This is a genomic window from Cryobacterium sp. PAMC25264, assembly GCF_019443325.1.
Taxonomy (GTDB): domain Bacteria; phylum Actinomycetota; class Actinomycetes; order Actinomycetales; family Microbacteriaceae; genus Cryobacterium.
In genome coordinates this window covers 1,675,917-1,702,188 of sequence record NZ_CP080383.1, presented here as the reverse complement: position 1 = coordinate 1,702,188, position 26,272 = coordinate 1,675,917, and the positions used below count along the sequence as shown (strand labels likewise).

Here is a 26,272-nt window from a genome sequence, read left to right as displayed (position 1 = left end):
CCGGGACGCTAGCCTACTGGGAGGTTCGGGGGCCCTTCTGCCCTGCGCGCCGAGACGTTCGCTTTGCGCGGACCGGAAGGAAGCCCATGTTTTTCGATCTCCTCAGCCTCCCCATCGTCGGAATCGTCTTCTTGGTCCTGGTGGTCGGAGTGGTCGTGCTCGTCTACGCCCGCACGATCTACAAGAACGCCGGCCCCGATGAGGCCCTCGTCATCACCGGGAAGAAGTCCAAGAAAACCATCGTCGACGGTGCCACCCTCGAGGAGTCCGGCCAGCGTGTTGTGCACGGCCAGGGTGTGTTCATCACCCCGTTCTTCCAGAAGGCATTCAAGATCAGCCTGCGCAGCCGCGCCATCGAGATCACCGCCGTCGCACAAGACCGCAACGGGATCACCCTCACGGTCGAGGCCGTCGCCATCGTCAAGGTCGGAGACGACCCGACCGCCATCCGTGCAGCCGCCCAGCGGTTCCTCGGCCAGGACAAGAACATCGACAACTTCGCGCAGGAGGTCCTCAGCGGATCGTTGCGGTCGTCGATCGGCGCCACGGACGTCATGACCATCATCCAGAAGCGCGACGAACTGGGTTCGTCCGTCCTGGCCACGGCGCGCGAATCCCTGGCCAACCAGGGTGTGGACGTCGACTCCTTCGAAATCAAGGGCATCACCGACGAGAACGACTACATCCGGGACCTCGGTCGTGCGGAGCAGGCCAAGGTGCGTCGCCAGGCCGAGGTCGCCGAGCACCAGGCCAACCGGGAAGCCCAGGAGGCGTCGATCATCGCCGAACAGGCCGTCGCCGAAGCCCAGAACACCCTGGCGCTGCGCAAGGCCGCCCTGCAGCTCGATACCGACAAGGCGGCCGCAGAGGCCGCGGCGTCGAAGCCGCTCGCCGAGGCCAAGGCCCAGCAGGCCATCGTGCAGGAACAGGAGCTGACCGCCAAGCGCCGGGCCAGCCTGCGCAAGGCCGAGCTCGACTCCGAGGTCAACGCCGTGGCTGACGCCGATGCGTACCGGGTGCGGGTGTCCGCCAACGCTGCCGCCGAGGCGCGGGTCTCGGCCGCCAACGCGGACAGGGACAGTCGCGTGGCGTCCGCCGAGGCCATCCGCGCGGAGGGCCAGGCCAACGCCGACGCCATCCTGGCCCGCGGTTCCGCCGAGGCCGAGGCCACCCGCTTGAGCGCCCAGGCCGTCGCCGAGCAGTCGGAGGCGCTCATCCAGCTGCGTCTGGTGGAGATGCTGCCGAAGATCGCCCACGAACTCGCCGCCCCGATGGGCAACATCGACCAGCTCACGGTCATCTCGACCGACGGAGCGAGCCAGCTCAGCAAAAACGTCGCCTCGGGCTTCTCCGAGGTCGACGCCGTCCTGGCCTCCACCATGGGAGTCGGCATCAAGGATCTGCTGGGCGGGCTCATCGGCGGAACCGCGGCCGGAGCGGCTCTGGCCCGAACGCGCGCGACCGAGGGTTTCCTCGCCGCTGATGCCGCTTCGGGCGTGCCGGACGCCCCTGTCGCCGCGGATGCCGTCTAACCTGACACCGTGAACGGTGCGGGGAGTGACGATACGGGGATGAGCGCTGCGGGCATGGGCGAGGCCTGGCCGGTGTCCGCCGTAGCACCCCCGCTCGCCGGCCGGGCGACGGCCAGCCAGCGGTGGTCCCACCTCGCTTTCCTGCACTGGCGGGTGGATGCCGCGTTGGTCGCGCCGCTCCTCCCTGCCGGGCTCCGGCCCGATGAGTTCGGTGGCTCCAGCTGGGTGGGTTTGATCCCGTTCGTGCTCGACCGGGCCACGGTGTTCGGCAGCCCGCCCGTGCCGTACTTCGGTAATTTCGTCGAGGTCAACGTGAGACTGTACGCCGTAGATGAGAAGGGCCGACGTGGCGTCGTCTTCGTCTCCCTCGAGGCGTCCAGGCTTGCGGCGGTCCTGGCGGCCCGTGCGCTGTTCTCGATTCCCTACATGTGGTCACGCACCCGGCTGCAGGTCACGGCGGGAGACTTCCACTTCTCGTCGACCCGCCACTTCGCGGCAGGCGCTCACAGCGACATCGTGATCCGGCCCACCACGACACCCGTGGTGGGCGATCCCGTCGCCGACTTCCTCACGGCCCGCTGGGCGTTGTTCACCCGGGTCCGAGGCCGCACGGTACACCTCCGCAACCACCACGAACCCTGGGCGCTCTTCACGGCTGAGCTCGTCTCGCTGGACGACTCTCTGCTGGCCACGGCCGGATTCCCGGGACTGGCCGGCAGCCGGCCGCCGGACTCCGTGCTCTATTCGCCGGGTGTCACCACCTGGTTCGGCACCAGGGGCTAGCTGGAGCGTTCTGAGAGCTGCGTGACGCGCGGCTCACCGGCGGGTGGCCTTGAGCACCGCGTCGGCGACGGCGACCGCCGTGCCGACCGGGTCCTGGGCCACTCGTGGCCGCGTTTCGGCGATCTCGATCTGCCACCGACGCGTGTCCAGAGCGGCGGCGAGTTCCGGCGCGGTGAAGAACAGGTCGGGGTCGGGCATCCGGTGCACCGTGGTGTGCACGTCGGATACGTCATGGCCGACGATCAGCAGCGTCCCTCCGGGCGCCACCGCGTCGGCGAGCCGAGCGAATAGGCCCGTGCGCGCCGAGGAGGGCAGGTGCATGCACTGGGCGGTCACCAGATCGAAGGAAGCGGCCGGAGGAGCCCACTCGGTGAGGTCGTGCTGCTCCCACGTCAGGCGGCCGGCGATCGTACCTCCGGTAGCCGGGTCGTGTGCGGATGCCGGATCGTCGCCGGCCTGCCTGGCGCGCTCCGCGGCACGCGCCAGTGCGACACCGGAGAAGTCCACGCCCGTCACCTGCCACCCCCTGGAGGCCAGCCAGATGGCATCCGCACCCTCGCCGCAGCCGATGTCCAGCGCTCGTCCGGCAGGCAGGGCCAGAGTCTCGGTCATCAGCACCGGGTTGGCCAGGCCGCTCCAGACCCCGTCCCTGCTGCCGTAACGCGTGTCCCAGTAGTCCTGGCCGAATTCTTCACTCATCGGGTGGGTCCCGTCTCTTCTGTCGCGACTGATTCACGTGTGGTGCCTGACTCTGACGTCGCGCCCCCATCATCCGGCACGTCGGTCGGGAGTCCGTGGCGGCGGTCGCCGAGCAGCCTCCGCGCGTTGCCGGCTTCGGCGGCAACCGAGAACGGATGCCGGTAGGCCGCCACGGCGGACTCTACCTCTTCGCCGATCAGATGCGAGTTGATGGCGGCGGCCACGGATAGTCCCGCGGCGGCGGCGACCATGACCTGGGCCATCGGGTTGGTGGCATTTCCGGCCGTCCAGAGACCGGGCACCACGCTGCCGCCGCTGAGCACCTGTCCGGTCTCGTCCGAGTCGAGGTGGGTGCCGACGCCGAGCGGATGCGCCGTGGCCTCCACCCCCAGACCATCGAGGAACCCGGCGCGGGCGTTGAGGCCCGTAGCGACGACGAGAGCTTGAATCGGGATCGAGTGCCCACCGGCCAAACGGACGCCGGTCAGGGCGTCATCGGTCACCTCCAGGGCGTCCACCGGTCCGATCGCCACTCCGATTCCGCGAGCCGCAAGCTGCTCCCACTCGGCGTCCGTCGGGCCATGGTCGGTGGAGAGGGCGCCGTCGGCGTCGAGCATCTCCGTGTGGAGGAGCAGGGTGACGTTGTCGCTCCATTGACGGAACAGGAGCGCTTGGTGTATGGACCGGGGGCTGGTGCCCAGGATGCCGATGGCCTGATCCCGGACCTCCCAGCCGTGGCAGTAGGGGCAGTGCAGCACATCGATGCCCCAGCGGTCCTGCAGGCCGGGCACCCCGGGAAGGGCGTCGATGAGCCCGGTTGCGACCAGGAGGCGGCGCCCGGTCGCCCGGGTGCCGTCCTCGAGCAGGACCTCCAGGCCGGCGTCGGTGCGTCGGGCGTCAGTGGCCCGACCGCTGAGGATCTGCGCGCCGTAGGCCTGAGCCTCGGCGCGACCGAGGCGCACCAACTCTGCAGGGCTGAGCCCGTCCCGGGTGAGGAAACCGTGCACACCCTGAGCGGGTGCGTTGCGTGGTTCACCGGCATCGATGACGAGCACAGAGCGGCGGGCGCGGCCCAGCACCACGGCGGCACTGAGGCCGGCAGCGCCCCCGCCGAGGATCACCACGTCGTAGACCTTCGTGTACTCTGAACCGGCCGCCGCCGGGTCTGGCAGGGCAGGATCCACGGCGCGGGGCGAGGTGTCGGGCGAGGCGTGTGCGCGTTCAGGTCTGGTCATAGGACAATGGTGGGATGCCGGCGAGCAGATGACAAACGGAATTGCCGATCCGGCAAGTTGACGCGATCATCGAGGCGCTGGGGCCGGCTGCGGGACCATGAGCGGGGTGTGGGAAAGAACCCTGACCGGGAGGTTGTGGAGGAAGCGGTGCCCGGTCAGTCGATCTCCACGAAGTGCCGCACCTCGGGGAACGGCTCGTAGAACGGGTGCAGGAGCGCCTTCCAACGGGTGTACTCGGGGGACCCACGGAAGCCTTCGGTGTGGTCCTCCAGCCGGCCCCAATCCACGAGGAGCAGGAAAGTCGTCGGTTCCTCCACCGACCTCGACAGGCTGAGCTTCCGGAATCCGGGCATCGACTCGATGAGTGGCCGTGCTGTGCGGAATGCCAGTAGGAATTCCGCCTCGCGGCCGGCCAGCACGGGAAGCACAGCGTGTTCTCTGATCATCCGTCGAGACTAACGGCCGCCGTGAGACCGGAGGCTGTCGCCTGGGCGTCTCCGGAGCACGGCGTCTCCGGAGCTCGGCGAGTAGCATCGACCGGGTGCGCCCGGCGACGGGTCGACCCCGAACCCGGCAGCGCGCCCGTCGCCGGATCCCACCGAGACGGGACACTACTTCAGATGAACACCTCAGCAGCAGCAGGCGACACCAGGGCGAGCACCGTGCTCGGCGCCGACCACTACTCCGACGAACTCGTCTCCGCCGTGCGGGCGGCGACGGAGGCGGGGGCGCACGCAGCCGGGGCCTGGTTCGGACGTGGGGACAAGAACGCGGCCGATGCGGCAGCCGTCGCTGCGATGCGTGAGGTTCTCCTCCCGGCCCCCTTCGCCGGAGTGGTCGTGATCGGCGAGGGCGAGAAAGACGAAGCCCCGATGCTGGCCAATGGCGAAGAACTCGGATCCGGCCGGGGACCGGCCTGCGACATCGCCGTCGACCCGCTCGACGGCACCCGGTTGGTACAGGAGGGCTTGCCCGGGTCGGTGAGCGTGATCGCCCTGGCCCCGCGTGGCACCCTCTTCGACCCCACTGACGTCTTCTACATGGACAAACTGATCTCCTCGGCGGCGGCGCGCGGAGTGTTGGACCTGAGAGCGAGCCCGGCAGACAACGTCGTGCGCCTGGCCGCAGCCCTGGGAAAACCGGTGCACGACATCACCGTGGCCGTGCTCGACAAGCCGCGGCATCGGGCGCTGATCGCCGAGCTGCGGATGGTGGGAGCTCGCGTCCGGCTCGCGGGGGAAGGGGACGTGTCCACGGCGGTCACCGCGGCAACGCCCGGCAGTGACATCGACATCGTGATGGGTATCGGGGGAACACCCGAGGGAGTGCTGACCGCCTGCGCCGTCCGTGCGCTGGGCGGGTTCATGGAGGGCCGATTGGCACCCCAAGGCGACGTGCAGGTGCGCACCGCGCTGGCCGCCGGCCACGACCTGACGCGCGTTCTCTCGCTCGACGACCTGGTTTCCAGCGACCGAGTGCTCTTCGCGTCCTCGCCGATCCGGTAGACAGCCGCTCCCGGGCGGTGCCCGTCCAGAGCCATCGTGGACACCGGACGGCTTGGGCACAAAAAAACCCCGCCGGAAGCGGGGAATTCTGTGGGCGATGCGGGACTCGAACCCACGACCTCTTCCGTGTGAAGGAAGCGCGCTACCAACTGCGCCAATCGCCCGAACCACATTCGAAACCCTCTCGACTGCGACATCTGATACTAGACCAGACCGGGTGCCGAGCGCACATCGAGAGGCCGCGACACGCGGCATTCGCTCGGTTTGAATTCGCGTCGCACTATCGGCTAGAGTCTTCACAGCACGCAGGAATGCGAGCAGTTGCGGATGTGGCGCAGTGGTAGCGCATCACCTTGCCAAGGTGAGGGTCGCGAGTTCGAATCTCGTCATCCGCTCGAATTGAGTCGGCCGAAAGGCCGGCTCTCTTTGGTAGTAACCCACGCATGATCGGGTGCTGCAGGCACGGTTTTACAAGCACGACTTTACAAGCACGGTGGATTGGCCGAGAGGCGAGGCAGCGGCCTGCAAAGCCGTATACACGGGTTCGAATCCCGTATCCACCTCCAGCCTGAGAAGTACTGAAATCGAGTACTCGCAGGATCTGGGCGATTGGCGCAGCGGTAGCGCGCTTCCCTGACACGGAAGAGGTCACTGGTTCGATCCCAGTATCGCCCACAGAGAGCCATCTGAACGGCATGAAAACTCCCGGTAAACCCGGGGGTTTTTTGTTTTTCCCGCGTAATCACTGGGCAGAACGGCCTATTTGAGGCCAATCGGAAGCCCAGCGACGCGTCATGTGCACACGGGCTCTCTGAGATCGGGTAGAGTCTTCCAAGCACGCAGAAATGCGCGCAGTTGCGGATGTGGCGCAGTGGTAGCGCATCACCTTGCCAAGGTGAGGGTCGCGAGTTCGAATCTCGTCATCCGCTCGAAGTTGATCGGCCGAAAGGCCGATTTTCTTTGGTGTACACGTTTGACCGAACACGGTGGATTGGCCGAGAGGCGAGGCAACGGCCTGCAAAGCCGTCTACACGGGTTCGAATCCCGTATCCACCTCCAGACCGCGAGAACTCTCTGCGGGCCTGGGCGATTGGCGCAGCGGTAGCGCGCTTCCCTGACACGGAAGAGGTCACTGGTTCGATCCCAGTATCGCCCACACTCACACCCCCGCCCAGAGCGGGGGTTTTCGTGTTTCAGGGGCCGGAACGCGAACGCGCTTGCGCGATCCCAGCGCGGCTCCGATAGTACGGCTCTGAGAGTTCAGTGCACGCTCCACGAACTCGCCTGATCGTTCAAACCACCCAGCCCACTGGCGTTAGTGGTGTACCCGGTGGACGAACCGGCGTAGTTCTCATTGGAGTACAGAGCCGTCGTGCAGCCGTTGAAGCTGCGGTAGGACGAGGCGCGGTCATTCCAGCCGATCGCCCCCAGGCTGGCAACACCCCAGCCGCATCCGCTCGAGATCGACAGGGAGTACGAGCCCCCGCCGTATCCGCTGTTGTCGTAGATCACCGAGATCACTGTGGACGCCAGGGCAGCCGTCCCGGCGGTCGCCGCACCGGTGCTCGCTGACCGTGCCGACGCGGGCAGCGAGCCGGGGATGGCACCATCGGGAACCGTCAAGAGCACGCCGCGCTCACGGGCCACGGCGGCGACCAGATCGACGCCCCGGTCCACGCACAGCCTCGCCCCGGTGCCGAGGTCGGCCCAGCAGGCGTAGTCAGCCGTCGGCAGGCCGGCGGCGCTAGCGGGACCGGCGGCACCCGCACAGGCGGCCGCCAGCCCGAGGGCCACTGCCGCCACGGCCCCTCTGGCCCGCCAGCCGGGGCGCTGGGGCGGGCCGTCGGCGCGTGCCCCGGTGGCGTTTGCGTACGGCCCGAAACGGCTGGCGGTGTGATGGTCCATCGGGAGCTCCTCGTCTTCTGGCCACCCTCGGCGGGCGACGACGCGCTCACTCAACACGGCCCCGGCGGACGGCGTCAAGACGTTTCGGGATGATCGACCCGAATTGGGGTGGGACGATCATGGTGCGCACCCTCGACCCTGAGACGATGGAGCGGCCCGCGGACACTACCGGGTAAGGGACCGCGGTGACGCGGGACCCATTGGGGCGGCACGGCGAGAGCCATGGTGAGAAGGGGAGCAGGTGGGGGAGCAGGTGAGTGAGCAGGCCGGTGCGGTCGCGGGTGCAGACTCGTCGCCTCGCTCCGACCTGCCTGCACCCGGTGTGTCGTCATCCGGCCTGTCGCCCACCACAACCGACGTCCTCCTGTTCGCGCGCGCTCAACAGGGCGACCGTCGTGCGTTCCAGGAACTCTTCCGGCGTCACCAACGCGCCGTCTACTGGGCAGCGTTCTCGGTGCTGCGGTCGCGGCCCGACTCCGAGGAGGCCCTGCAGGACGCGTTCCTGACGCTGTGGAACAAGCGACTCGGCGTGGACCTGGTGGGGGAGTCGGTATTGCCGTGGCTCGTCACGACGGCCCGGTATCTCGCTCTGAACCGGCGCCGCTCCGAGACTCGCCGGCCACGGGACAGCCTCGATCACCGCGCAGATCTCGCCGACCCTGCTCCCTCCCCGGAGAGCGCAGCCATCGCCGACGAAGCCCGGCGGCACATCCAGGAGATCATGGCCGCGCTGCCGGAGGTCGACCGGCGCATCTTCGACCTGTGCCTCATGGACGACCTCAGCTACGAACAGGCCGCCCAGCGTCTGGGAATCACCCACGCGACTCTCCGCAACCGGCTATCCCGCCTCAAGGGGCGACTCCGCGCCGAACTCACTCTGCTGAAGGGAGAACCGCACCATGCTGCCCAGTAACCTGCTCACGCCGACCGACGCCGAATTCGCGCGCGTCGAGGCGCGCCTTCTCCAGACCATCGACGCCCAGCAGACCCATCGGATGCACCGGCATCGCGCCGTCGCAGTGGTGTCGGCCGTTCTACTGGTGGCCGGTGGTGGAGCCACGGCCTGGGTCACCCTGGCCACCCCCGAACTCCGCACCACTTCGGCCTACTGCTACTCCGCACCGCGTACCGACTCGGCGTTCACCCAGGTCGGCAGCCCCAGCGACCAGATCGCGCCCGACGGCACTGTCACTCCGGCCATACCCAACCCCGATCCGGCGGCTGCGGCGCTGTCGAACTGTGGCGCGGTCTGGGCGATCGACTTCTTCGGCGGCGGCACCCCGATCGTCCAGCCCCCGAGCGACGGCGAGCCGGCCATCGAGGGCACCGAGACCGGCGCCGACGGGGCGCCGGGTTACGTGGTGCCGCCCCTGCGGGCCTGCCTGCGCCCCGACGGTGTTCTCTCGGTCTTCCCCGTCCTACCCTCGGACCCGCACACGGACGACGCGGCCGGCTTCTGCGCCGCGCTCGACCTGCAACTGCCCTACCGTCCGTAGCCGCCCGCGACCGGCCTGACCTCGCGACGACCCGCCGCCGAACCGGTCGAGGCGTGCCGAAGGCTGAGCCCCGGCCACCCCGTCACCGCGCGCACTCCCGCCCGCTAAAGTTGAATGATTCGTAATTCAAGGGAGCTATACACGTGGTTGACGGTTTCGAGCTATTCACCGACCGATCCGTTGTCGCCATGCGCGTCAACGGTGTCCTCACGGACCTCGCCGCGCAGGTGACCCCGACGGATGACGTCACCCCGGTCACTATCGAGTCTCCCGACGGCCTGAGCATCCTGCGTCACTCAGCCGCCCACGTTCTCGCGCAGGCCGTGCAGACCATCAACCCGGCAGCGCGCCTGGGCATCGGCCCGCCCGTCACGGACGGCTTCTACTACGACTTCGATGTGGCCGAGCCGTTCACCCCCGAGGACATCAAGTCCCTCGAGAAGGCCATGGACCGCATCATCCGCCAGGGCCAGCGCTTCGTGCGCCGTGTCGTCACCGACGACGAGGCACGTGCCGAGCTCGCCGCTGAGCCATACAAGCTCGAGTTGATCGGTCTCAAGGGGGTCGCGACAAGCTCGACCAACGCGACAAGCTCGACCACCGACACCGGAGACAACGAGTCCGTCGAGGTGGGCGGCGCCGAGCTGACCATCTACGACAACGTCGACCCGAAGACCGGCGAAACGCTCTGGAAAGACCTCTGCCGCGGCCCGCACCTGCCGAACACCCGCATGATCGGCAACGGCTACTCACTCACCCGCCTTGCCGCCGCCTACTGGCGCGGCTCGGAGAAGAATCCGCAGCTCCAGCGCATCTACGGCACAGCGTGGCCCACCAAGGACGAACTGCGCGCCTACCAGGCCCGCCTGGCCGAGGCCGCCAAGCGCGACCACCGCAAGCTCGGGCAGGAACTGGACCTGTTCTCGTTCCCCGAGGAGATCGGCTCCGGCCTGGCTGTCTTCCACCCCAAGGGTGGCATCATCCGCGCCGAGATCGAGAACTACATGCGTGAGCGCCTGCTTGCCAACGGGTACGACCTCGTCAACACCCCGCACATCACCAAGGGTCACCTCTTCGAGACCAGCCAGCACCTCAACTGGTACCGCGACGGCATGTTCCCGCCCATGCACCTCGACGAAGAGGTCGATGCCGAGGGCAACGTCACCCGTCAGGGCCAGGACTACTACCTCAAGCCCATGAACTGCCCGATGCACAACCTGATCTTCAAGGCCCGCGGCCGCAGCTACCGTGAACTCCCGTTGCGCCTGGCGGAATTCGGCACCGTCTACCGCTACGAGAAGAGCGGCACGTTGCAGGGCCTCACCCGGGTACGCGGCCTCACCCAGGACGACGCGCACATCTACGTCACCCAGGACCAGGTCAGGGCCGAGGTGGCCAGCCAGCTGGAGTTCGTCTTCGAGACCCTTCGCGGCTATGGCCTCACCGACTTCTACCTGGAGCTGTCCACCCGCGACCCCAAGAAGTCCGTCGGCACCGACGAGCAGTGGGAGGCCGCAACCGACACGCTGCGTCAGGTGGGACTGGACTCGGGTCTTGAACTGGTTGCCGACCCCGGGGGAGCGGCGTTCTACGGTCCGAAGATCTCGGTGCAGGCCCGTGACGCGATCGGCCGTACCTGGCAGCTATCCACAGTCCAGCTCGACTTCAACCAGCCGGAGCTGTTCGGCCTGGAGTACACGGCACCGGACGGCTCCCGTCAGCAGCCCGTGATGATCCACCGCGCCCTGCTCGGATCCATCGAACGATTCTTCGCCATCCTGCTCGAGCACTACGCCGGCGCGTTCCCGGTCTGGCTCTCTCCGGTGCAGGTCATCGGTATCCCCGTGTCCGAACAGTACGAGGACTACCTCTGGGGAGTCCTGGCCACGCTCAAGACCGCCGGGGTACGCGTCGAGCTCGACTCCTCGAGCGACCGGATGCAGAAGAAGATCCGCAATGCCACCCTACAGAAGATCCCGTTCCAGCTCATAGTGGGGGAAGAGGATCGCGCCAACAACGCGGTCAGCTTCCGGTTCCGCGACGGCACCCAGGAAAACGGTGTGCCCGTCGACGACGCCGTCCGCCGGATCATCGCGTCCATCAAGACCCGTGCCCAGGTTCTGGGCGACGCGGACTTCTCCGAGGCACACGCCTCGCTCTCCCCGGTCGGTGTGGCCGCGCCGGAACTGGCCTGACGATGACGGACACGTCCGGCACAGGGCCGAGGGACACCCCCTGGGATCGGTTGTCCGGCAGCCCGCAGGACACCGCCGAGGGCGTCCAGGTGGAGAACTCCGGCGACTTCGCCGCCGTCCCCGATGCCTTCCAGCGACTGTGGACACCGCACCGCATGGTCTACATCCAGGGTGGCCAGCAGCCGCACCCCGACGACTGCCCGTTCTGCATCGCACCGTCGATGGACGACGAGAAGGCCCTCATCGTGGCCCGCGGAAAGTATGCCTACGTTCTGCTGAACCTGTTCCCGTACAACAGCGGTCACCTGCTGGTCTGCCCGTACCGGCATGTTGCGACGTATGACGAAGCCACGCCGGAAGAGGTCGCCGAAATCGGTAGCCTGACCCAGACGGCCATGCGCGTGCTCAAAACAACCAGCGGCTGCGACGGGTTCAACCTCGGGATGAACCAGGGACGCATCGCCGGTGCCGGGATCGCGGAGCATCTGCACCAACACATCGTTCCTCGGTGGGCGCTGGACTCGAACTTCTTCCCGATCATCGCCGGCACCAAGGCGATACCCCAGCTCCTGGGCGACGTGCGCCGCTCGGTTGCCCAGGGCTGGCCCGCAGGGGAGCAGTGACCCTTCACCGCTTGGGCGTCGGTCTATCAGCAGTGTCCCTCGTGCCGGAACCCGAACGGCGGCACCCCACGCAAGGAATAGAATCGACGTTATGACTGACACCACAACTCCTGAGCAGTTCGGCTCGAGCCGCGTCAAGCGCGGACTCGCTGAGATGCTGAAGGGCGGCGTCATCATGGACGTCGTCAACGCCGAGCAGGCCCGCATCGCCGAAGACGCCGGCGCCGTCGCCGTCATGGCGCTCGAGCGCGTTCCCGCCGACATCCGCTCGCAGGGTGGTGTCGCCCGTATGAGCGACCCCGACCTGATCGACAGCATCATCGCCGAGGTCTCCATCCCGGTGATGGCTAAGGCCCGCATCGGCCACTTCGTCGAAGCACAGGTGCTGCAGGCCCTCGAGGTCGACTACATCGACGAGTCCGAAGTACTCAGCCCGGCCGACTACGTCAACCACATCGACAAGTGGAACTTCACGGTTCCATTCGTGTGCGGTGCGACGAACCTGGGTGAGGCGCTTCGCCGCATCACCGAGGGCGCTGCGATGATCCGCTCCAAGGGCGAGGCCGGCACCGGCGACGTATCGGAGGCGACCAAGCACATCCGCACCATCAAGGGCGAGATCGCCCGGCTGTCCTCGCTCACCAAGGACGAGCTGTACGTGGCCGCCAAGGAGCTGCAGGCGCCGTACGAACTGGTCGCCGAGATCGCCGCGACCGGCAAGCTGCCCGTCGTCCTGTTCACCGCGGGCGGCGTGGCCACCCCGGCCGATGCGGCCATGATGATGCAGCTCGGCGCCGACGGCGTCTTCGTGGGTTCGGGCATCTTCAAGTCCGGCAATCCGCAGGAGCGCGCCAACGCGATCGTCAAGGCCGTCGCGTTCTACGACGACGCCAAGATCATCGCGGATGTCTCGCGCGGCCTCGGCGAAGCGATGGTCGGCATCAACGTGGCCGACCTCCCCGCACCGCACCGCCTGTCCGAGCGCGGCTGGTAACACCCGCTTCATGACCGTTGGAGTACTCGCCCTGCAGGGCGACTTTCGCGAGCATGCCGCGATGTTGAGTTCGCTCGGCAGCGAGGTGCTCCTCGTCCGCCGCCCGGAGGAGCTGGCCGTCGTCGACGGCCTGGTGATCCCGGGCGGCGAGTCCAGCGTGATGGACAAGCTGACCCGCCTGTTCGGCCTGGCCGAACCGCTGCGGACGGCCGTGGGCTCCGGACTGCCCGTGTACGGCACCTGCGCCGGGCTGATCATGCTGGCTGACACCGTCCTCGACGGCATTTCCGGGCAGCAGAGCCTGGGTGGTCTCGACATCAGCGTGCGCCGCAACGCCTTCGGCTCGCAGAGAGCCTCGTTCGAAACCGACCTCGATGTACCCGTGTTCGGCGGCCCGCCCGTGCACGCCGTGTTCATCCGTGCGCCCGTCGTGGAGAGTGTCGGACCGAAAGCCACGGCCCTGGCCACGATCGCTGACGGTCGCTGTGTCGCGGTGGAACAGGGCAACCTGATCGGCACGTCCTTCCACCCCGAGATCACCGGGGAACACCGATTCCACGAGTACTTCCTACAGAAGGTCCGGGGCGCCGGCTTCCGGTCGTGACGAACCGTTCCGGCTGCGCCAGACTGGGCGTATGACCCGATACATCGCTCTGCTGCGCGGCATCAACGTCGGCGGCATCAACATCCGCATGGCCGAGCTCGCCGAGACGGTGCGAGGCCTCGGCCACACAGCCGTGACGACGGTCCTCGCCAGCGGAAACGTGGTCCTGGAGACCTCCGAGACAGATGCCGCCGTCGTCAAATCCGGCCTGGAACGCACGCTCTCCGAACGTTTCGGCTACGAGGCCTGGGTGGTTCTCGTGCCCTGGCCGCGACTGACCGGCACCGTCGCCGACTACCCATTCGAGGATCGCGTCGGCTGGCATTCCTACGTCCTGTTCGGCTCCGAGCCGGCCACGCTGGACGACCTGCTCGCGGCCGCACCTGAGCTGGATCCGAACGACGAGAGGGTGCAACGGGGCACGGACGTCGTTTACTGGCAGGTGCGGCGTGCGGTAGGTATCAAGAGTCCCTTCAGTGTCCTGTCGGGCAAAGCCCGCTTTAAGCCCACCACCACCACCCGGAACCTGCGGACGCTTCGGAAGATCCTGGCTGTTCCTGACGGCGCTGCACCTGAACCCGCCGTGTCCCAAGCCCGTCCCAACGCCGCGGGCTAGACTGGGATCGCACCAGCGTTCGACGTCGTTCGCTGTGCCACCACGCTTGATGAACAGTTCAATACCAGGCAGTGCAGCGATGCACCGCATCCACCCTGCGGCGCGCGAACAGCGTCGCACGACTAAGCGACACACGGGAGATTCATGTCCGGACACTCCAAATGGGCGACAACCAAGCACCAGAAGGCCGTCACCGACTCGCGTCGGGCCAAGGCATTCGCCAAGCTGATCAAGAACATCGAGGTCGCGGCGCGCATGGGCGGCGCCGACCTGTCTGGTAACCCCACTCTCGTCGACGCCATCCAGAAGGCCAAGAAGACCTCGGTCCCCAACGACAACATCGACCGCGCCGTCAAGCGCGGCGCCGGCCTCTCCGGCGAGGTCGTCGACTACACAACCATCATGTACGAGGGCTACGCCGCCAACGGCGTCGCGATCATGATCGAGTGCCTCACCGACAACAAGAACCGCGCGGCCGCAGAGGTGCGCACCACAGTCAGCCGCAACGGCGGCAACATGGCCGACCCGGGCAGCGTCGCCTACAACTTCCACCGCAAGGGCATCGTCGTCGTCCCCAAGGGCAACGATGTCACGGAAGACGATGTGCTCGCCGCCGTGCTCGATGCGGGAGCCGAGGAAGTCGTCGACGACGGCGAGAAGTTCGAGGTCTTCAGCGAAGCCCACGACCTCGTCGCCACCCGCACCGCGCTGCAGACCGCGGGCATCGACTACGACTCTGCCGACATCGCCTTCGTTCCGCAGCTGAAGATCGAGGTCGACGCCGAGACCGCCCGCAAGGTGTTCAGGCTCATCGACGCACTCGAAGAGCTTGACGACGTGCAGAACATCTACAGCAACTATGACATCACGCCCGAGGTGCAGGCCGAACTCGAATCCGAGAGCGAATAACACACCAATGACGGTCAGGGTGCTGGGCATCGACCCCGGCCTGACCCGCTGCGGCGTCGGCATCGTCGACGTCGCAGCGAACCGCTCGGCGACCCTGGTGGACGTGCAGGTGTTGCGCAGTTCCCCCGACCTGAGCCTCGAGAGACGACTGCTGCTCATCGGTGAAGGACTCGAGGAACTGCTCGACCGGCACCAACCCCAATACGTGGCCATCGAGCGCGTCTTCGCCCAACAGAACGTGAGCACGGTGATGGGCACAGCCCAGATCAGCGGGGTGGCGCTCATGCTCGCCGCCCGTCGTGGCCTCACCGTGACCCTGCACACCCCCAGCGAGGTGAAAGCGGCCATCACTGGCTACGGCTCCGCGGACAAGAAGCAGGTCGGCACCATGGTGGCCCGGGTGCTCGGCCTGGCCGAGATCCCGAAACCGGCGGATGCCGCCGACGCGCTGGCCCTAGCGATCTGCCATGCCTGGCGCACCGGCGCCGGCGGCGGAGTGCTGCCCACCAGCGGCACCGTGGCGGCCGGCAACAGGTCCACCCCGGCCCGCACTCCCGGCGCGCTCACCCCGGCGCAGAAGGCCTGGCGGGATGCGGAGCGCGGCAACGCGCCGGGTGCGGCGGCGGCAACGTCGGCGGCGCACCGTAGGCTGAATAGGTGATCTCTTCAGTGCGTGGCCCCGTCCTGTCCGCTCTGGGTTCCACGGTGGTCATCGAGGTCGGGGGAGTGGGTCTGGCCGTGCAGGTGACCCCGCCGACGGCCCTTGCCGCCCGGGTCGGCACCGAGACCCGACTGTCGACGACTCTGATCGTGCGGGAGGACTCCCTCACGCTGTACGGGTTCCCCTCCGCCGACGAGCTGGCCGTCTTCGAACTCCTGGTCGGCGTCACCGGCGTCGGACCCAAATCGGCCCTCGGCGTACTCGCTGTCCTCAGCCCCAACCAGATCGCGCAGGCCGTGTCCGCCGAAGAGGACTCGGTCTTCCGCAAGGTGAGCGGGATCGGCCCCAAGACCGCCAAGCTCATCGTGCTGTCCCTGGCCGGCAAGCTCGTCGTCACCGCCGCATCCGCCACGCCCGGCCGCCCGAGTGCCGCGGCCGCTGTGGGCACGAGCGTACAGACCGCCCTGATCGGCCTCGGCTGGTCCGAGAGGGTTGCCGCCCAGGCCGTCGAGGAGATCCTGGCCGGCAGCAGCGCCGAGTTCGACGCCGAAGGAGCCGGCGTCGCCGCCGTCCTGCGTCTCGCCCTTGCGCGCCTCGGCCCGGCCCAACACGCGGGCGCCGCAGACGGGAGCCACCGCTGATGACGACGGATCCCGGTGTCGAACTGGCCGACCCGGCCCTCGCCGGCGATGCCGAACTCGCCTTCGAAGGCGCCCTGCGCCCGAAGAGCCTCACGGAATTCGTGGGCCAGCAGAAGGTACGCGGCCAGTTGCAGCTTCTGCTCACCGCCGCCTCCATGCAGCAGCGCACGCCCGACCACATTCTCCTGGCCGGCCCTCCAGGCCTGGGTAAAACCACCCTTGCCATGATCATCGCCTACGAAGGCAACCGCCCTTTGCGCATGTCGAGCGGCCCCGCCATCCAGCACGCCGGTGACCTCGCAGCGGTGCTCTCGTCGCTGGTTCCCGGTGAGGTGCTCTTCATCGACGAGATCCACCGCATGGCACGGTCCGCCGAGGAGATGCTTTACCTGGCGATGGAGGACTTCCGCATCGACATCATGGTCGGCAAGGGCGCCGGAGCCACCTCGGTACCGCTCGACCTGGCCCCGTTCACGCTTGTGGGCGCCACCACCCGCTCGGGGATGTTGCCCAATCCGTTGCGCGACCGGTTCGGGTTCACCGCCCACCTGGAGTTCTACGCCGACGCCGAACTCGAACAGGTGCTCACCCGGGCCGCAAAATTGCTGGGCCTCGTCATCGACAGGGAAGCCATCGCCGAGATCGCTGGCCGTTGTCGCGGAACGCCGCGGATCGCGAACCGGCTGCTGCGGCGGGTGCGCGACTACGCCCTGGTGCACGGCGGCGACGCCGACTTGGCCGCCGTTCACGCCGCGTTGGAGCTGTACGACGTCGACGAGATCGGCCTCGACCGGCTCGACCGGGAGGTCATGAACATCGTCCTGACCCGTTTTGGGGGTGGCCCGGTCGGCCTCAACACCCTCGCCGTCTCGGTGGGGGAGGAGCCGGACACCATCGAATCGGTCGTGGAGCCCTTCCTGGTACGGATAGGCTTCCTCACGCGTACCCCGCGAGGGCGGGTTGCCACTCCCGCAGCGTGGCGGCACTTCGGACTGAGCGATCCTCAGGCTGCGCTCACCTTGGATGTTCTATAATTCAAGCTGGTCAGCCACGCCACGCGCGCGTTGATAACTCTGTCCAACACAAACTCTGCACATCAAACAACTCTGCACATCTGACGACACTGCTCTGGCATGTCGTGCAGTGCGGGAAGGTCTCACAGTTCTATGGATCCGTTGACTCTTGTCATGCTCGCCGTTTTGGCGTTGCTCGTGTTCTTCATGTTTCGCAACGGCCGTAAGCGCCAGAAGGACACCCTTGCGCTGCAGTCGAAGATGGTGGCCGGCGCGGACGTCATGACCAACTTCGGGCTCTACGGCACCATCGTGTCCATCGACGAAGAAGAGAACAAGGTCGCTCTCGAGATCGCCCCCGGCACCATCGTGCAGATCCACCGTCAGACCATCGCTCGTGTCGTGGAGCCCACCGTTGTGGGCGATGACATCGTCCTGGACGACACCGTCGACGAGACCGCCGGCACGCCGGCCATCGTGGGCGAGCCGGAATACGGCCAGCGCACCGAGATGGAATCGACCGATGACTCCGTTTCCGACAGCACCACCGTGACCGACACAAACACCGAACCCAAAAAGGGCGACGCGTAACACATCCCCTCTCCGTGTCCACGCCCTCCGGCGTGGGCACGAGCAAAGAAAGCTGAGTTCAATAGGTGGCTAAGTCGTCTCCGACCAAGAAGGCCTGGCGCTCGCTGACCTGGCTTGGCGTGATCATCGTCGGTCTCATCGCTCTCAACGGGGCCGGAGTACTCACCGGTGGGGGGTCGTGGACCCCCAAGCTGGCCCTCGACCTCGAGGGCGGCACGCAGATCATCCTGGCCCCCAAGCTCGAGTCGGGCCAGACGGTCTCGTCCGAACAGCTCAACCAGGCTGTCTCGATCATCCGCCAGCGCATTGACTCTGCCGGTGTCTCCGAGTCGGAGATCAACACCCAGGGCGGGCAGAACATCGTGGTGTCGATCCCCGGGACACCAGACGACGCCACCCTGAACCGCATCGAATCCTCGGCAAAGCTCGAATTCCGCCCGGTCCTCATCGCCTCTGCTCCGTCGGCTGACAGCGTCGGCACCGATGGCTCGACGGCCACCCCCGGCGCAACGGATCCTGCGACCGATTCTGCGACCGATGCCGCCACGCCCGCTCCGGAGACGACGCCGTCCGTCGCTCCGACCGACGCCAGCGACCTGAACAACATCACGCCTGCACTGCAGGCGCAGTTCGACACCTTCCAGTGCAGCGATATCGACACCACCAACGTCGCCCCGGCGGATCAGCCCCTGATCACCTGTGAGACCGACGGCTCGGTCAAGTACATCCTCGGACCGGTCGAGGTCAGCGGCGAGAACATCTCCGACGCCACCAACGGCCAGGTCACCACGCAGAGCGGCGCGACCACCGGCGAGTGGGCTGTGAACATCGTCTTCGACGGCACCGGGACCCAGGCCTTCGCCGACGTCACGACCCGACTGAGCGGCCTGCAGGGCGCCCAGAACCAGTTCGCTATTGTCCTCGACGGCAGCGTCATCTCCGCTCCTCGCACCCTCGCGGTGATCACCGACGGCAAGCCGCAGATCACCGGGTCCTTCGATCAGGACACCTCGAAGGCCCTCGCCGACCAGCTCAAGTTCGGCGCCCTGCCGATCAGCTTCACGCTGCAGAGCCAGGACACGATCTCGGCGACCCTCGGTTCCACCCAACTCCAGAGCGGCCTCATCGCCGGTCTGATCGGCCTGATCCTGGTCGTGCTGTACTCCCTGGCCCAGTACCGCCTGCTCGGCCTGGTCACCATCGCGTCCCTGGCCGTCGCCGCCGTGATCACCTACTTCCTGATCACGCTGCTGTCCTGGCGAGAGGGCTACCGGCTCTCGCTCGCCGGTGTGGCGGGCCTCATCGTCGCGATCGGTATCACCGCGGACTCCTTCATCGTGTACTTCGAGCGGGTGCGAGACGAATTGCGCGACGGCAGGGGACTCGTCTCAGCGGTCGAGTCCGGCTGGCGCCGCGCCATCCGCACCATCATCGCCTCCGACACGGTCAACTTCCTCGCTGCAGCCGTGCTCTTCATCCTCGCCGTGGGCAACGTCCGCGGCTTCGCCCTCACCCTGGGCCTGACGACCCTCGTCGACCTGCTCGTCGTGGCCATGTTCACCCACCCCACCCTGCAGCTTCTTGCCCGCACCAAGTTCTTCGGTGAGGGCCACCGGTTCAGCGGACTGGACCCCCGGGCGCTGGGCGCCGTGTATCGCGGTCGGGCGCAATTCGCTCCCCCCGCCGTGCCGGGTGCGTCGCGCAAGGGTGCTTCCGCCAGCAAGGAAGCCGTCAAACGTCAGACCATCGCCGAACGCAAGGCGGCTGAGCTCATCGGATCCGGCTCGAGTAAGCCGACCGACGGGAAGGATTCCTAATGGCCAGCTTCAGCCAGTTCGGCAACGACCTGCACACGGGCAAGCGCTCGTACAACATCGTTGGCCGTCGGAAGCTGTGGTACTCGGTCGCCGCCGTGATGATCCTCGTCGCGATCCTGGGTCCGGTGCTGCGCGGTGGATTCACCTTCGGCATCGAGTTCACCGGTGGTTCCGAGTTCGTGCTCTCCAACACGACCACACTCGACCAGGGCCCGGCCGCCGCGGCCGTCGCCGACGTCGTACCGGCTGCCGTACCCAAGATTTCGGCCGTCGGCAGCGATGGTATCCGGTGCAGACCGATCAGCTCACCGACACCGAGAGCCGCGAGGTTCGTGCAGCTCTCGCCTCGGCGTACAGCATCGAACCTGCCCAGGTGACGTCGTCCTTCATCGGCCCGTCCTGGGGCCAGGACATCACCGGCTCCGCCATCCGCGCCCTGCTGACCTTCCTCGTGCTTGCCGGCGCTGTCATGGCCCTGTACTTCCGCACCTGGAAAATGGCGGTTGCGGCCATGGTGGCACTGCTGCACGACCTCGTGATCACCGCTGGTTTTTACGGCATCACGGGCTTCGAGATTACCCCAGCGGCCGTGATCGGATTCCTTACCATCCTGGGGTACTCGCTGTACGACACCGTGGTGGTGTTCGACAAGATCCGTGAGAACACCAGCGAGGACGGGCCGGAGTCCCGGCGCACCTTTGCCGAGTCGGTCAACCTCGCGGTCAACCAGACCCTGGTCCGGTCGATCAACACCTCGATCGTGGCCGTGCTCCCGGTGGCTTCCATCCTCGTGATCGGCGCCTTCGTCCTCGGCGCAGGCACCCTGCGGGACATCTCGCTGGCTCTGCTGATCGGCATGCTCGTGGGTACCTACTCCACGATCTTCATCGCGTCGCCGCTCTACGCCCAGCTGCGTGAGAACGAGCCGGAGATCCGCAAGCGCGACAAGAAAGCGCTCTCGCTGAAGGCCAAGGCCGCCGGAACGACGACGAACACCACGGTGTCGGGCGGGGCTGCCTCGAACACCCACGCGGACGCCTCCGCGTGAGCCGCGGCGAGGTGCGGGAATATCCGTTGTCGTTGCCCGGTTTACCGTTTATCAGCTAGTACAGGGATAATTGGCGCCAGGGAATGAGGTAACGAGATGACTGAGACAACAACGCCATCGCCTGCGTCCCTGCGCCGCCTGGTACCACGGATCTTCTCCCGGGCCCAGCCGGCAGGTGCCGTGGACACGCTGCTCCGGACTGTGCGCACGCACCATCCGAAGGTGGACCTGTCCATTATCGAACGGGCCTACACCGCTGCCGAGAGCGCGCACGAGGGCCAGAAGCGACGCAGCGGCGAGCCGTACATCACCCATCCTGTCGCCGTCGCCCAGATCCTCGCTGACCTCGGTATCGGGCCCAAGACCGTGGCCGCCGCTCTGTTGCACGACACCGTCGAAGACACCGACTACACGCTCGACCAGTTGCGCGCCGACTTTGGTGACGAGATCACCATGCTCGTCGACGGGGTCACCAAACTCGACAAGGTCAAGTACGGCGACAGCACCCAGGCCGAGACCGTGCGCAAGATGATCGTCGCGATGTCCAAAGACATCCGGGTGCTCATCATCAAGCTGGCCGACCGGCTGCACAACGCCCGCACCTGGGGCTTCGTCCCGGCCGAGTCGGCGATCCGCAAAGCCACCGAGACCCTCGAGATCTACGCTCCGCTCGCGCACCGGCTCGGTATCCAGACCATCAAGTGGGAACTTGAAGATCTGTCCTTCGGTGTGCTCTATCCCAAGCTCTATGCCGAGATCGAAAGCCTGGTCAAACAGCGCACCCCTCAGCGCGAAGAGTTCGTGCAGTACGTCATCGACGCGATCAACGACGATCTCAAGGCCGCACGCATCCGCGGCAAGGTGGCCGGCCGGCCCAAGCAGTATTACTCGATCTACCAGAAGATGGTCGTGCGTGGCCGGGAATTCGACGAGATCTACGACCTCGTCGGCATTCGTGTGCTGGTCAACTCGGTGCGGGACTGTTACGCCGTGCTCGGCGCCATCCACGCCCGCTGGACGCCGCTGCCCGGGCGGTTCAAGGACTACATCGCCACCCCCAAATTCAACCTCTACCAGTCGTTGCACACAACCGTGCTCGGCCCGAGCGGTCGCCCGGTCGAGATCCAGATCCGCACGCAGGAGATGCACGAGCGCGCCGAATACGGTGTGGCCTCGCACTGGAAGTACAAGGAACAGGTCAACGGCAAGAGCTCCGGACCTGGTCCGCAGAGCGACACCGACATGGCCTGGCTCGCGCACATCTCCGACTGGCAGGCCGAAACCGCCGACCCGAACGAGTTCCTCGACTCCCTGCGCTATGAGATCGGCGCCAAGGAGGTCTACGTCTTCACGCCCAAGGGGCGAGTGATCGGGCTCCCGGCCGACGCCACCCCGGTGGACTTCGCGTACGCCGTGCACACCGAGGTCGGTCACCGCACCATGGGCGCCAAGGTCAACGGTCGTCTGGTGCCCCTGGAGAGTTCGCTCACCACCGGCGATGTCGTCGAGGTGTTCACCTCGAAGAACCCCGACTCCGGTCCAAGCCAGGACTGGCTCAACTTCGTCAAGAGCCCCCGGGCGCGCAACAAGATCCGTCAATGGTTCACGAAGGAACGCCGCGACGAAGCGATCGAACAGGGCCGTGACGCCATCGCCAGGGCCATGCGCAAGCAGAACCTGCCGTTGCAGAAGCTCATGAACCAGGACTCGTTCGCCGAGGTCGCCGCGGTCATGCGCTACGAAGACGTGTCCGCGCTCTATGCCGCCGTCGGCGAGGGGCACGTCTCCACGCAATCCGTGCTGGAGAAGGTTGTCGCCACGCTGCAGAGCGTGGAGGAGAGTGACGCGACGGACCTGCCGTTCACTCCGAACGGCCGTACGCAGACGCTCCGCAACAACGACTCCGGCATCCTGGTGCGCGGTGCTCCCGACATCCTGGTCAAGCTCGCCCGCTGCTGCACCCCGGTGCCGGGCGACAAGATCGTGGGCTTCATCACGCGCGGCTCCGGGGTCTCGGTGCACCAGTCCGACTGCCACAATGTGCAGGCCCTGCTCAAGGAACCTGAGCGGATGATCGAAGTGGATTGGGCGCCTACCTCCAAGAGCCTCTTCCTGGTGCAGATCCAGATCGAGGCCCTCGACCGGTCAGGGCTGCTGTCGGATGTGACCCGGGTGCTGTCCGAGCACCACGTGAACATCTTGTCCGCAACGGTCAACACCTCCAGTGATCGGCTGGCCATCAGCCGGTTCGTGTTCGAGATGGGTGACACCACCCACTTGGACCGGGTGCTGAACGCCGTAAGGCGTATCGACGCCGTCTACGACGTCTACCGCGTCAGCGACGGCTGATACGCGTCTGAGTTGCGTCGGTCCCGTCATCACCCGGTCATCCGGCGGCGCGCCTGGTCCAATTCGGCGGCGGCGACGCGGCTGAAGGAGATTCCCCGCTGACAGTCGGGTGATTCGCCGTCGCCTCTCTGCGTGGCGCCGTCATACGCCAGGAGCGCCGCGAGCAGTTCGGTGTTGGCCCGGACAGCGGGGGAGGAGCCCCAGCGGGCCAGGTCCAACGCCGTGCGACGGGGCACCGTGACGAGCATCCTGCCCACGACGCGGATGTCGCCCGGCCTCAGCCGTACTTCGCGCAGCAGGGCGTTGGGTGTGTCGGGCTTCCGGATGCGCGACGTCACGTCCACACAGAACTGGTGTTGTGCCGGCTCCGGGGCGAGACCATAGATCCAGGCGGCGGTCATCCGCTCGGCGACGAGGCGGCCGCCGGCCGGTCCGCCCGGTCCAGCCAGTCCAGACGATCCAACAAGCCCGGCGAGTGCCGCCGCCCGTGTGGCCGGTTCGTCGAGGACGTCGACCGGGCACCACGATCCAGCGAGGGAGAAGAGCTCGCCGTCCAGGCGGGCAACAGAGAGTTCGGCGATCGGCAGGTCGGCGCCGGTCAAGGCGACGGGAACGAGGGGAGTCATCCCCTCAGGCTGCCGGTTCCGGGGCTACAACAGGAAACGGGACCGGGAATCTGTGGACAGATCCCCGGCCCCGTGACCGATGTGCAGAGGTGTCGGCTACTGGCCGATGGCCTTCAGCCACGCCTTGCGGGTCTCGAGCGCCTCGGTGGCGTCCTTGATCTTGCGGGCGTCCTTGGTCTCCTGTGCGGCGGCCAGTTCGGCCTCGAGCTTGGCGATCGCGTCGTGCAGCTGACCGGCCAGGCCCTCGGCGCGGGCCTTGGTCTCGGGGTTGTTGCGCTTCCAGTGGTCGTCGTCGAGCTTGCGCACGGCGGCTTCGACCTTGCGCATGCGCTCTTCGACGGGCTTGACCTGGTCGCGGGGCACCTTGCCTGCTGCGTCCCAGCGTCGCTGGATGGAGCTGAGCAGCTCACGGGCCTTGACCCGGTCGGTCTCGGTGAGCAGGGTTTCCGCCTCGGTGAGCAGTTCGAGCTTGACGACCAGGTTCGCGGAGAACTCCTCGTTGTCGGCGGCGTCGATCTCGCTCTTCACGGAGTAGAGCACGTCTCCGGCCGCCTTGAACTTCGCCCACATGGCGTCGTCCTGCTTCTTGCCTGAGCGACCGGCGGCCTTCCAGTCCTCGAGCAGGTTGCGGTAGGCGGGAATGCCGTCTGCACCCTGAGGAGCAAGGGCCTCGGCCTTCTCGATAAGCTGCTGCTTGCGGTTGCGGACGTCCTTGTGGGCGCTGTCCAGTTCGGCGAAGAAAGCCTTGCGGTTCTGCTCGATGGTCGTGCGCGCGGCACGGAACCGCTTCCACAGCTCATTGGCCTCGCCCTTGGGGATCCGTGGAGCATCGTGCTGGTGTGCCTGCCACTTGGCGAAGAGAGCGTCGAGGGCGGCGCTGGTCTGCTTCCACTGGGTCTTGGCGGGGTCCTCGGCGGCGAGGCGTTCGGCCTCTTCGACGATGGCGGCCCGCTCTGCCAGGGCTGCGGCTCCGGCGGCCTTGGCCTCCACACCCTGCTGCTCGGTGAGCTCACTGACGGTTCCGCCGAGAGCGCCGAGACGCTCGGCGAGGGCCGCGAGGTTGCCGACGGCGTTGGCCGTCGCGACCGACTTCGACAGGTTGGCCACCGACTTGGCGATGTCCGCGGCGGGGGCGCCGCCCTTCGCACGCTGTTCGAGCAGGGTGACCTGGCCGTTCAACTCCACATACTTGCGCTCGAAGTAGGCGAGCGCCTCTTCCGGCGTCGCGTCGGGGTACTGCCCGACGGCACGCTCGCCGTCGGCTTCGCGCACGTAAACCGTGCCGGTTTCGTCTACGCGACCCCATGGTTGCTGATCTGTCGTAGTCAAGAGCCTCACCTTAATGATTTGGTTGATTCGCCGTGCAGTGACGTACCCAGTGGAGTACTGCAGCGGATGAATCCCTGAACGAGCCAGTACGGGCTGAAGCCAATACGCATACAAGCCTATTGCAAGGCTGCCCGAGGTTCAGCGGAATGGACCGAACTGTTATGACGGAAGGGCCGACTGCACCGGATATCACTGCACCGTGAACGTTGTTACTGCACCGTGAACGTTGTTACTGCACCGTGAACGAGGTGATCGTGGTGGGCACCACTGGAGCACCATCGGTGGAGCCGTCGGCCACGCCGGCGCCGGCGATGTCGCTGACGACCTGATCGAGACCGTTGGTGACCTTCCCGATCACGCTGTAACCGCCGGCTTCGTTGGCCGGAATCGTCGTGTCGCCGTAGACGATGAAGAACTGGCTGCCCATGCTGTACCCGTCCGTGGACCTGGCCATCGCGATCGTGCCGGCCGGGTAGAGGTTGTCGGCGGGAGCGTTCTCGACGGGACCGTAGGTGTAACCGGGGCCGCCCGTACCGTCGCCGTTCGGGTCGCCGCACTGCAGCACTGAGAAGCCGTCACCCGTGGTGAGCCGGTGGCAGCTGAGTCCGTCGTAGAAGCCGGAGTTCGCCAGGCTGATGGTGGACGATACCGCCTGCGGGGCCAGGGCGCCGTCAAGCTCGACGTCCAGGGGGATGCCGTTGAGCGTGAGGGTGCCGCTCCAGGTGCGTCCCTCGGCCAGATCGCTGGAGGGGACGTCTCCGGAGTTGGCGCCCGGAGTCGCGGAGGCGGTGGGGGTGGGGTCTGCCGTGGACGAGGCCGAGGGCGCCGGAGTACCCGGGCCACCGCCGGAGTAAAACAGCTGGGCGCCCACGAGCACGGCCAGCACGACGACCAGGATGCCTCCGGCCAGAACGTTGTCGCGCACCCGGCGCTTGCCCTGCAGCGTATGCACGGTCTGCCTGGCCTGATAGGCGCGAACACGGCCACGTGCCTCGCGGGCTTCGCGATCCTGTTTACTGCTCGGTGCCACGGGAATCCTCCAGGTGCCGCCTGCGGCGGAATCAAAGCGTGCGGGCGACGGGGCCCGGGTCACTGTGAACT

General features: G+C 67.0%; 24 protein-coding genes, 7 tRNA genes and 1 pseudogene. 24 read left to right on the top strand and 8 right to left on the bottom strand.

Annotated features, from left to right (window positions below; all coding sequences use genetic code 11):
- Positions 1–86: 86 nt before the first annotated feature.
- Together KY500_RS07800 and KY500_RS07795 are read left to right on the top strand one after the other, a co-directional pair.
- Complete coding sequence (locus tag KY500_RS07800; RefSeq protein ID WP_219902987.1) at positions 87–1,532, top strand: flotillin family protein; 1,446 nt, start codon at positions 87–89, stop codon at positions 1,530–1,532.
- Between the two features lie 39 nt (positions 1,533–1,571).
- Positions 1,572–2,315, top strand: a complete 744-nt coding sequence (locus KY500_RS07795; RefSeq protein WP_255579871.1) for a YqjF family protein — start codon at positions 1,572–1,574, stop codon at positions 2,313–2,315.
- Positions 2,316–2,348: 33 nt separating this feature from the next.
- Here KY500_RS07795 and KY500_RS07790 read toward each other — a convergent pair whose 3' ends face one another.
- From KY500_RS07790 to KY500_RS07780, 3 genes are all read right to left on the bottom strand, one after another.
- The gene (locus KY500_RS07790) at positions 2,349–3,014 is read right to left on the bottom strand and encodes a bifunctional 2-polyprenyl-6-hydroxyphenol methylase/3-demethylubiquinol 3-O-methyltransferase UbiG (RefSeq protein ID WP_219902986.1); all 666 of its coding nucleotides are present in this window, start codon (positions 3,012–3,014) and stop codon (positions 2,349–2,351) included.
- On the bottom strand, positions 3,011–4,249 hold the full coding sequence (locus KY500_RS07785; protein WP_219902985.1) for an NAD(P)/FAD-dependent oxidoreductase: 1,239 nt from the start codon (positions 4,247–4,249) through the stop codon (positions 3,011–3,013). Before KY500_RS07785 ends, KY500_RS07790 begins: the two co-directional genes overlap by 4 nt.
- Before the next feature lie 155 nt (positions 4,250–4,404).
- A complete protein-coding gene (locus KY500_RS07780) occupies positions 4,405–4,695 on the bottom strand; it encodes an antibiotic biosynthesis monooxygenase (RefSeq protein ID WP_219902984.1) in 291 nt (96 codons plus the stop codon).
- Between the two features lie 174 nt (positions 4,696–4,869).
- Here KY500_RS07780 and glpX point away from each other — a divergent pair, with 174 nt between their 5' ends.
- Positions 4,870–5,754, top strand: a complete 885-nt coding sequence (gene glpX, locus KY500_RS07775) for a class II fructose-bisphosphatase (RefSeq protein ID WP_219902983.1) — start codon at positions 4,870–4,872, stop codon at positions 5,752–5,754.
- 91 nt (positions 5,755–5,845) lie between these two features.
- On the opposite strand, the gene KY500_RS07770 is transcribed toward glpX, so the two are convergent.
- Positions 5,846–5,918: transfer RNA gene (locus KY500_RS07770), tRNA-Val, on the bottom strand.
- Between the two features lie 159 nt (positions 5,919–6,077).
- Between KY500_RS07770 and KY500_RS07765 the strand changes: the two genes are divergently transcribed.
- The 6 genes from KY500_RS07765 (at position 6,078) to KY500_RS07740 (ending at position 6,910) form a co-directional block, all read left to right on the top strand.
- Positions 6,078–6,149: transfer RNA gene (locus tag KY500_RS07765), tRNA-Gly, on the top strand.
- Positions 6,150–6,246: 97 nt separating this feature from the next.
- Positions 6,247–6,320, top strand: a tRNA-Cys gene (locus tag KY500_RS07760).
- 37 nt (positions 6,321–6,357) lie between these two features.
- Positions 6,358–6,429, top strand: a tRNA-Val gene (locus KY500_RS07755).
- A 182-nt stretch (positions 6,430–6,611) separates the two neighbouring features.
- Positions 6,612–6,683: transfer RNA gene (locus tag KY500_RS07750), tRNA-Gly, on the top strand.
- Between the two features lie 56 nt (positions 6,684–6,739).
- A tRNA-Cys gene (locus tag KY500_RS07745) sits at positions 6,740–6,813 on the top strand.
- A 25-nt stretch (positions 6,814–6,838) separates the two neighbouring features.
- A tRNA-Val gene (locus KY500_RS07740) sits at positions 6,839–6,910 on the top strand.
- Positions 6,911–7,014: 104 nt separating this feature from the next.
- Here KY500_RS07740 and KY500_RS07735 read toward each other — a convergent pair.
- Complete coding sequence (locus tag KY500_RS07735) at positions 7,015–7,659, bottom strand: hypothetical protein (RefSeq protein ID WP_219902982.1); 645 nt, start codon at positions 7,657–7,659, stop codon at positions 7,015–7,017.
- A 253-nt stretch (positions 7,660–7,912) separates the two neighbouring features.
- Here KY500_RS07735 and KY500_RS07730 point away from each other — a divergent pair, with 253 nt between their 5' ends.
- The 15 genes and pseudogenes from KY500_RS07730 to KY500_RS07660 all read left to right on the top strand — a co-directional run bounded on the left by KY500_RS07730 (position 7,913) and on the right by KY500_RS07660 (position 23,216).
- The gene (locus KY500_RS07730; protein WP_219902981.1) at positions 7,913–8,572 is read left to right on the top strand and encodes an RNA polymerase sigma factor; all 660 of its coding nucleotides are present in this window, start codon (positions 7,913–7,915) and stop codon (positions 8,570–8,572) included.
- Positions 8,559–9,155, top strand: coding sequence for a hypothetical protein (locus tag KY500_RS07725; RefSeq protein WP_219902980.1), 597 nt, complete (start codon positions 8,559–8,561; stop codon positions 9,153–9,155). Before KY500_RS07730 ends, KY500_RS07725 begins: the two co-directional genes overlap by 14 nt.
- A 143-nt stretch (positions 9,156–9,298) precedes the next feature.
- A complete protein-coding gene (gene thrS, locus KY500_RS07720) occupies positions 9,299–11,350 on the top strand; it encodes a threonine--tRNA ligase (RefSeq protein WP_370626905.1) in 2,052 nt (683 codons plus the stop codon).
- Positions 11,351–11,352: 2 nt separating this feature from the next.
- On the top strand, positions 11,353–11,973 hold the full coding sequence (locus KY500_RS07715; RefSeq protein WP_219902979.1) for an HIT domain-containing protein: 621 nt from the start codon (positions 11,353–11,355) through the stop codon (positions 11,971–11,973).
- Positions 11,974–12,064: 91 nt separating this feature from the next.
- Positions 12,065–12,967 carry a pyridoxal 5'-phosphate synthase lyase subunit PdxS gene (pdxS, locus tag KY500_RS07710; protein ID WP_066595731.1) on the top strand — a complete coding sequence of 301 codons (903 nt, stop codon included), beginning with the start codon at positions 12,065–12,067 and terminating at the stop codon, positions 12,965–12,967.
- A gap of 10 nt (positions 12,968–12,977) precedes the next feature.
- Positions 12,978–13,571: a pyridoxal 5'-phosphate synthase glutaminase subunit PdxT gene (pdxT, locus tag KY500_RS07705; protein WP_219902978.1), complete on the top strand. Its 594-nt coding sequence runs from the start codon at positions 12,978–12,980 to the stop codon at positions 13,569–13,571.
- A gap of 31 nt (positions 13,572–13,602) precedes the next feature.
- Positions 13,603–14,187 carry a DUF1697 domain-containing protein gene (locus tag KY500_RS07700; protein WP_219902977.1) on the top strand — a complete coding sequence of 195 codons (585 nt, stop codon included), beginning with the start codon at positions 13,603–13,605 and terminating at the stop codon, positions 14,185–14,187.
- Positions 14,188–14,331: 144 nt separating this feature from the next.
- Positions 14,332–15,096 (top strand): YebC/PmpR family DNA-binding transcriptional regulator, encoded by a 765-nt coding sequence (locus tag KY500_RS07695; RefSeq protein ID WP_066595725.1) that lies wholly within the window; start codon positions 14,332–14,334, stop codon positions 15,094–15,096.
- Between the two features lie 7 nt (positions 15,097–15,103).
- Positions 15,104–15,757, top strand: coding sequence for a crossover junction endodeoxyribonuclease RuvC (gene ruvC, locus KY500_RS07690; RefSeq protein WP_219902976.1), 654 nt, complete (start codon positions 15,104–15,106; stop codon positions 15,755–15,757).
- On the top strand, positions 15,754–16,398 hold the full coding sequence (ruvA, locus tag KY500_RS07685) for a Holliday junction branch migration protein RuvA (RefSeq protein ID WP_219902975.1): 645 nt from the start codon (positions 15,754–15,756) through the stop codon (positions 16,396–16,398). The genes ruvC and ruvA overlap by 4 nt, the downstream gene beginning before the upstream one ends.
- Positions 16,398–17,432, top strand: a complete 1,035-nt coding sequence (ruvB, locus tag KY500_RS07680) for a Holliday junction branch migration DNA helicase RuvB (RefSeq protein ID WP_219902974.1) — start codon at positions 16,398–16,400, stop codon at positions 17,430–17,432. The genes ruvA and ruvB overlap by 1 nt, the downstream gene beginning before the upstream one ends.
- A gap of 153 nt (positions 17,433–17,585) precedes the next feature.
- Positions 17,586–18,002 (top strand): preprotein translocase subunit YajC, encoded by a 417-nt coding sequence (gene yajC, locus KY500_RS07675; protein ID WP_255579870.1) that lies wholly within the window; start codon positions 17,586–17,588, stop codon positions 18,000–18,002.
- A gap of 65 nt (positions 18,003–18,067) precedes the next feature.
- Entirely contained in the window at positions 18,068–19,819 is a 1,752-nt protein-coding gene (gene secD, locus KY500_RS07670; protein ID WP_219902972.1) for a protein translocase subunit SecD, read from the top strand.
- Positions 19,819–20,867 (top strand): annotated as a pseudogene (secF, locus tag KY500_RS07665) (protein translocase subunit SecF). Before secD ends, secF begins: the two are co-directional and overlap by 1 nt.
- 96 nt (positions 20,868–20,963) lie before the next feature.
- Positions 20,964–23,216, top strand: coding sequence for a bifunctional (p)ppGpp synthetase/guanosine-3',5'-bis(diphosphate) 3'-pyrophosphohydrolase (locus tag KY500_RS07660; RefSeq protein ID WP_219902971.1), 2,253 nt, complete (start codon positions 20,964–20,966; stop codon positions 23,214–23,216).
- A 29-nt stretch (positions 23,217–23,245) separates the two neighbouring features.
- On the opposite strand, the gene KY500_RS07655 is transcribed toward KY500_RS07660, so the two are convergent.
- The 3 genes from KY500_RS07655 to KY500_RS07645 form a co-directional block, all read right to left on the bottom strand.
- Entirely contained in the window at positions 23,246–23,842 is a 597-nt protein-coding gene (locus KY500_RS07655) for a hypothetical protein (RefSeq protein ID WP_219902970.1), read from the bottom strand.
- 96 nt (positions 23,843–23,938) lie between these two features.
- Positions 23,939–25,171 carry a DUF349 domain-containing protein gene (locus tag KY500_RS07650; RefSeq protein ID WP_066595709.1) on the bottom strand — a complete coding sequence of 411 codons (1,233 nt, stop codon included), beginning with the start codon at positions 25,169–25,171 and terminating at the stop codon, positions 23,939–23,941.
- Between the two features lie 229 nt (positions 25,172–25,400).
- Entirely contained in the window at positions 25,401–26,201 is an 801-nt protein-coding gene (locus KY500_RS07645; RefSeq protein ID WP_219902969.1) for a peptidylprolyl isomerase, read from the bottom strand.
- Positions 26,202–26,272 lie beyond the last annotated feature (71 nt).

Coding starts and splice junctions, on each gene's coding strand:
- ruvC (WP_219902976.1), top strand. CDS start 15,104: ATGACGGTCAGGGTGCTGGGCATCGACCCCGGCCTGACCCGCTGCGGC.
- KY500_RS07655 (WP_219902970.1), bottom strand. CDS start 23,842: ATGACTCCCCTCGTTCCCGTCGCCTTGACCGGCGCCGACCTGCCGATC.
- KY500_RS07790 (WP_219902986.1), bottom strand. CDS start 3,014: ATGAGTGAAGAATTCGGCCAGGACTACTGGGACACGCGTTACGGCAGC.
- glpX (WP_219902983.1), top strand. CDS start 4,870: ATGAACACCTCAGCAGCAGCAGGCGACACCAGGGCGAGCACCGTGCTC.
- ruvB (WP_219902974.1), top strand. CDS start 16,398: ATGACGACGGATCCCGGTGTCGAACTGGCCGACCCGGCCCTCGCCGGC.
- KY500_RS07780 (WP_219902984.1), bottom strand. CDS start 4,695: ATGATCAGAGAACACGCTGTGCTTCCCGTGCTGGCCGGCCGCGAGGCG.
- KY500_RS07800 (WP_219902987.1), top strand. CDS start 87: ATGTTTTTCGATCTCCTCAGCCTCCCCATCGTCGGAATCGTCTTCTTG.
- KY500_RS07695 (WP_066595725.1), top strand. CDS start 14,332: ATGTCCGGACACTCCAAATGGGCGACAACCAAGCACCAGAAGGCCGTC.
- KY500_RS07735 (WP_219902982.1), bottom strand. CDS start 7,659: ATGGACCATCACACCGCCAGCCGTTTCGGGCCGTACGCAAACGCCACC.
- KY500_RS07795 (WP_255579871.1), top strand. CDS start 1,572: ATGAGCGCTGCGGGCATGGGCGAGGCCTGGCCGGTGTCCGCCGTAGCA.
- pdxT (WP_219902978.1), top strand. CDS start 12,978: ATGACCGTTGGAGTACTCGCCCTGCAGGGCGACTTTCGCGAGCATGCC.
- KY500_RS07785 (WP_219902985.1), bottom strand. CDS start 4,249: ATGACCAGACCTGAACGCGCACACGCCTCGCCCGACACCTCGCCCCGC.
- pdxS (WP_066595731.1), top strand. CDS start 12,065: ATGACTGACACCACAACTCCTGAGCAGTTCGGCTCGAGCCGCGTCAAG.
- yajC (WP_255579870.1), top strand. CDS start 17,586: ATGCTCGCCGTTTTGGCGTTGCTCGTGTTCTTCATGTTTCGCAACGGC.
- KY500_RS07715 (WP_219902979.1), top strand. CDS start 11,353: ATGACGGACACGTCCGGCACAGGGCCGAGGGACACCCCCTGGGATCGG.
- KY500_RS07725 (WP_219902980.1), top strand. CDS start 8,559: ATGCTGCCCAGTAACCTGCTCACGCCGACCGACGCCGAATTCGCGCGC.
- KY500_RS07660 (WP_219902971.1), top strand. CDS start 20,964: ATGACTGAGACAACAACGCCATCGCCTGCGTCCCTGCGCCGCCTGGTA.
- KY500_RS07700 (WP_219902977.1), top strand. CDS start 13,603: ATGACCCGATACATCGCTCTGCTGCGCGGCATCAACGTCGGCGGCATC.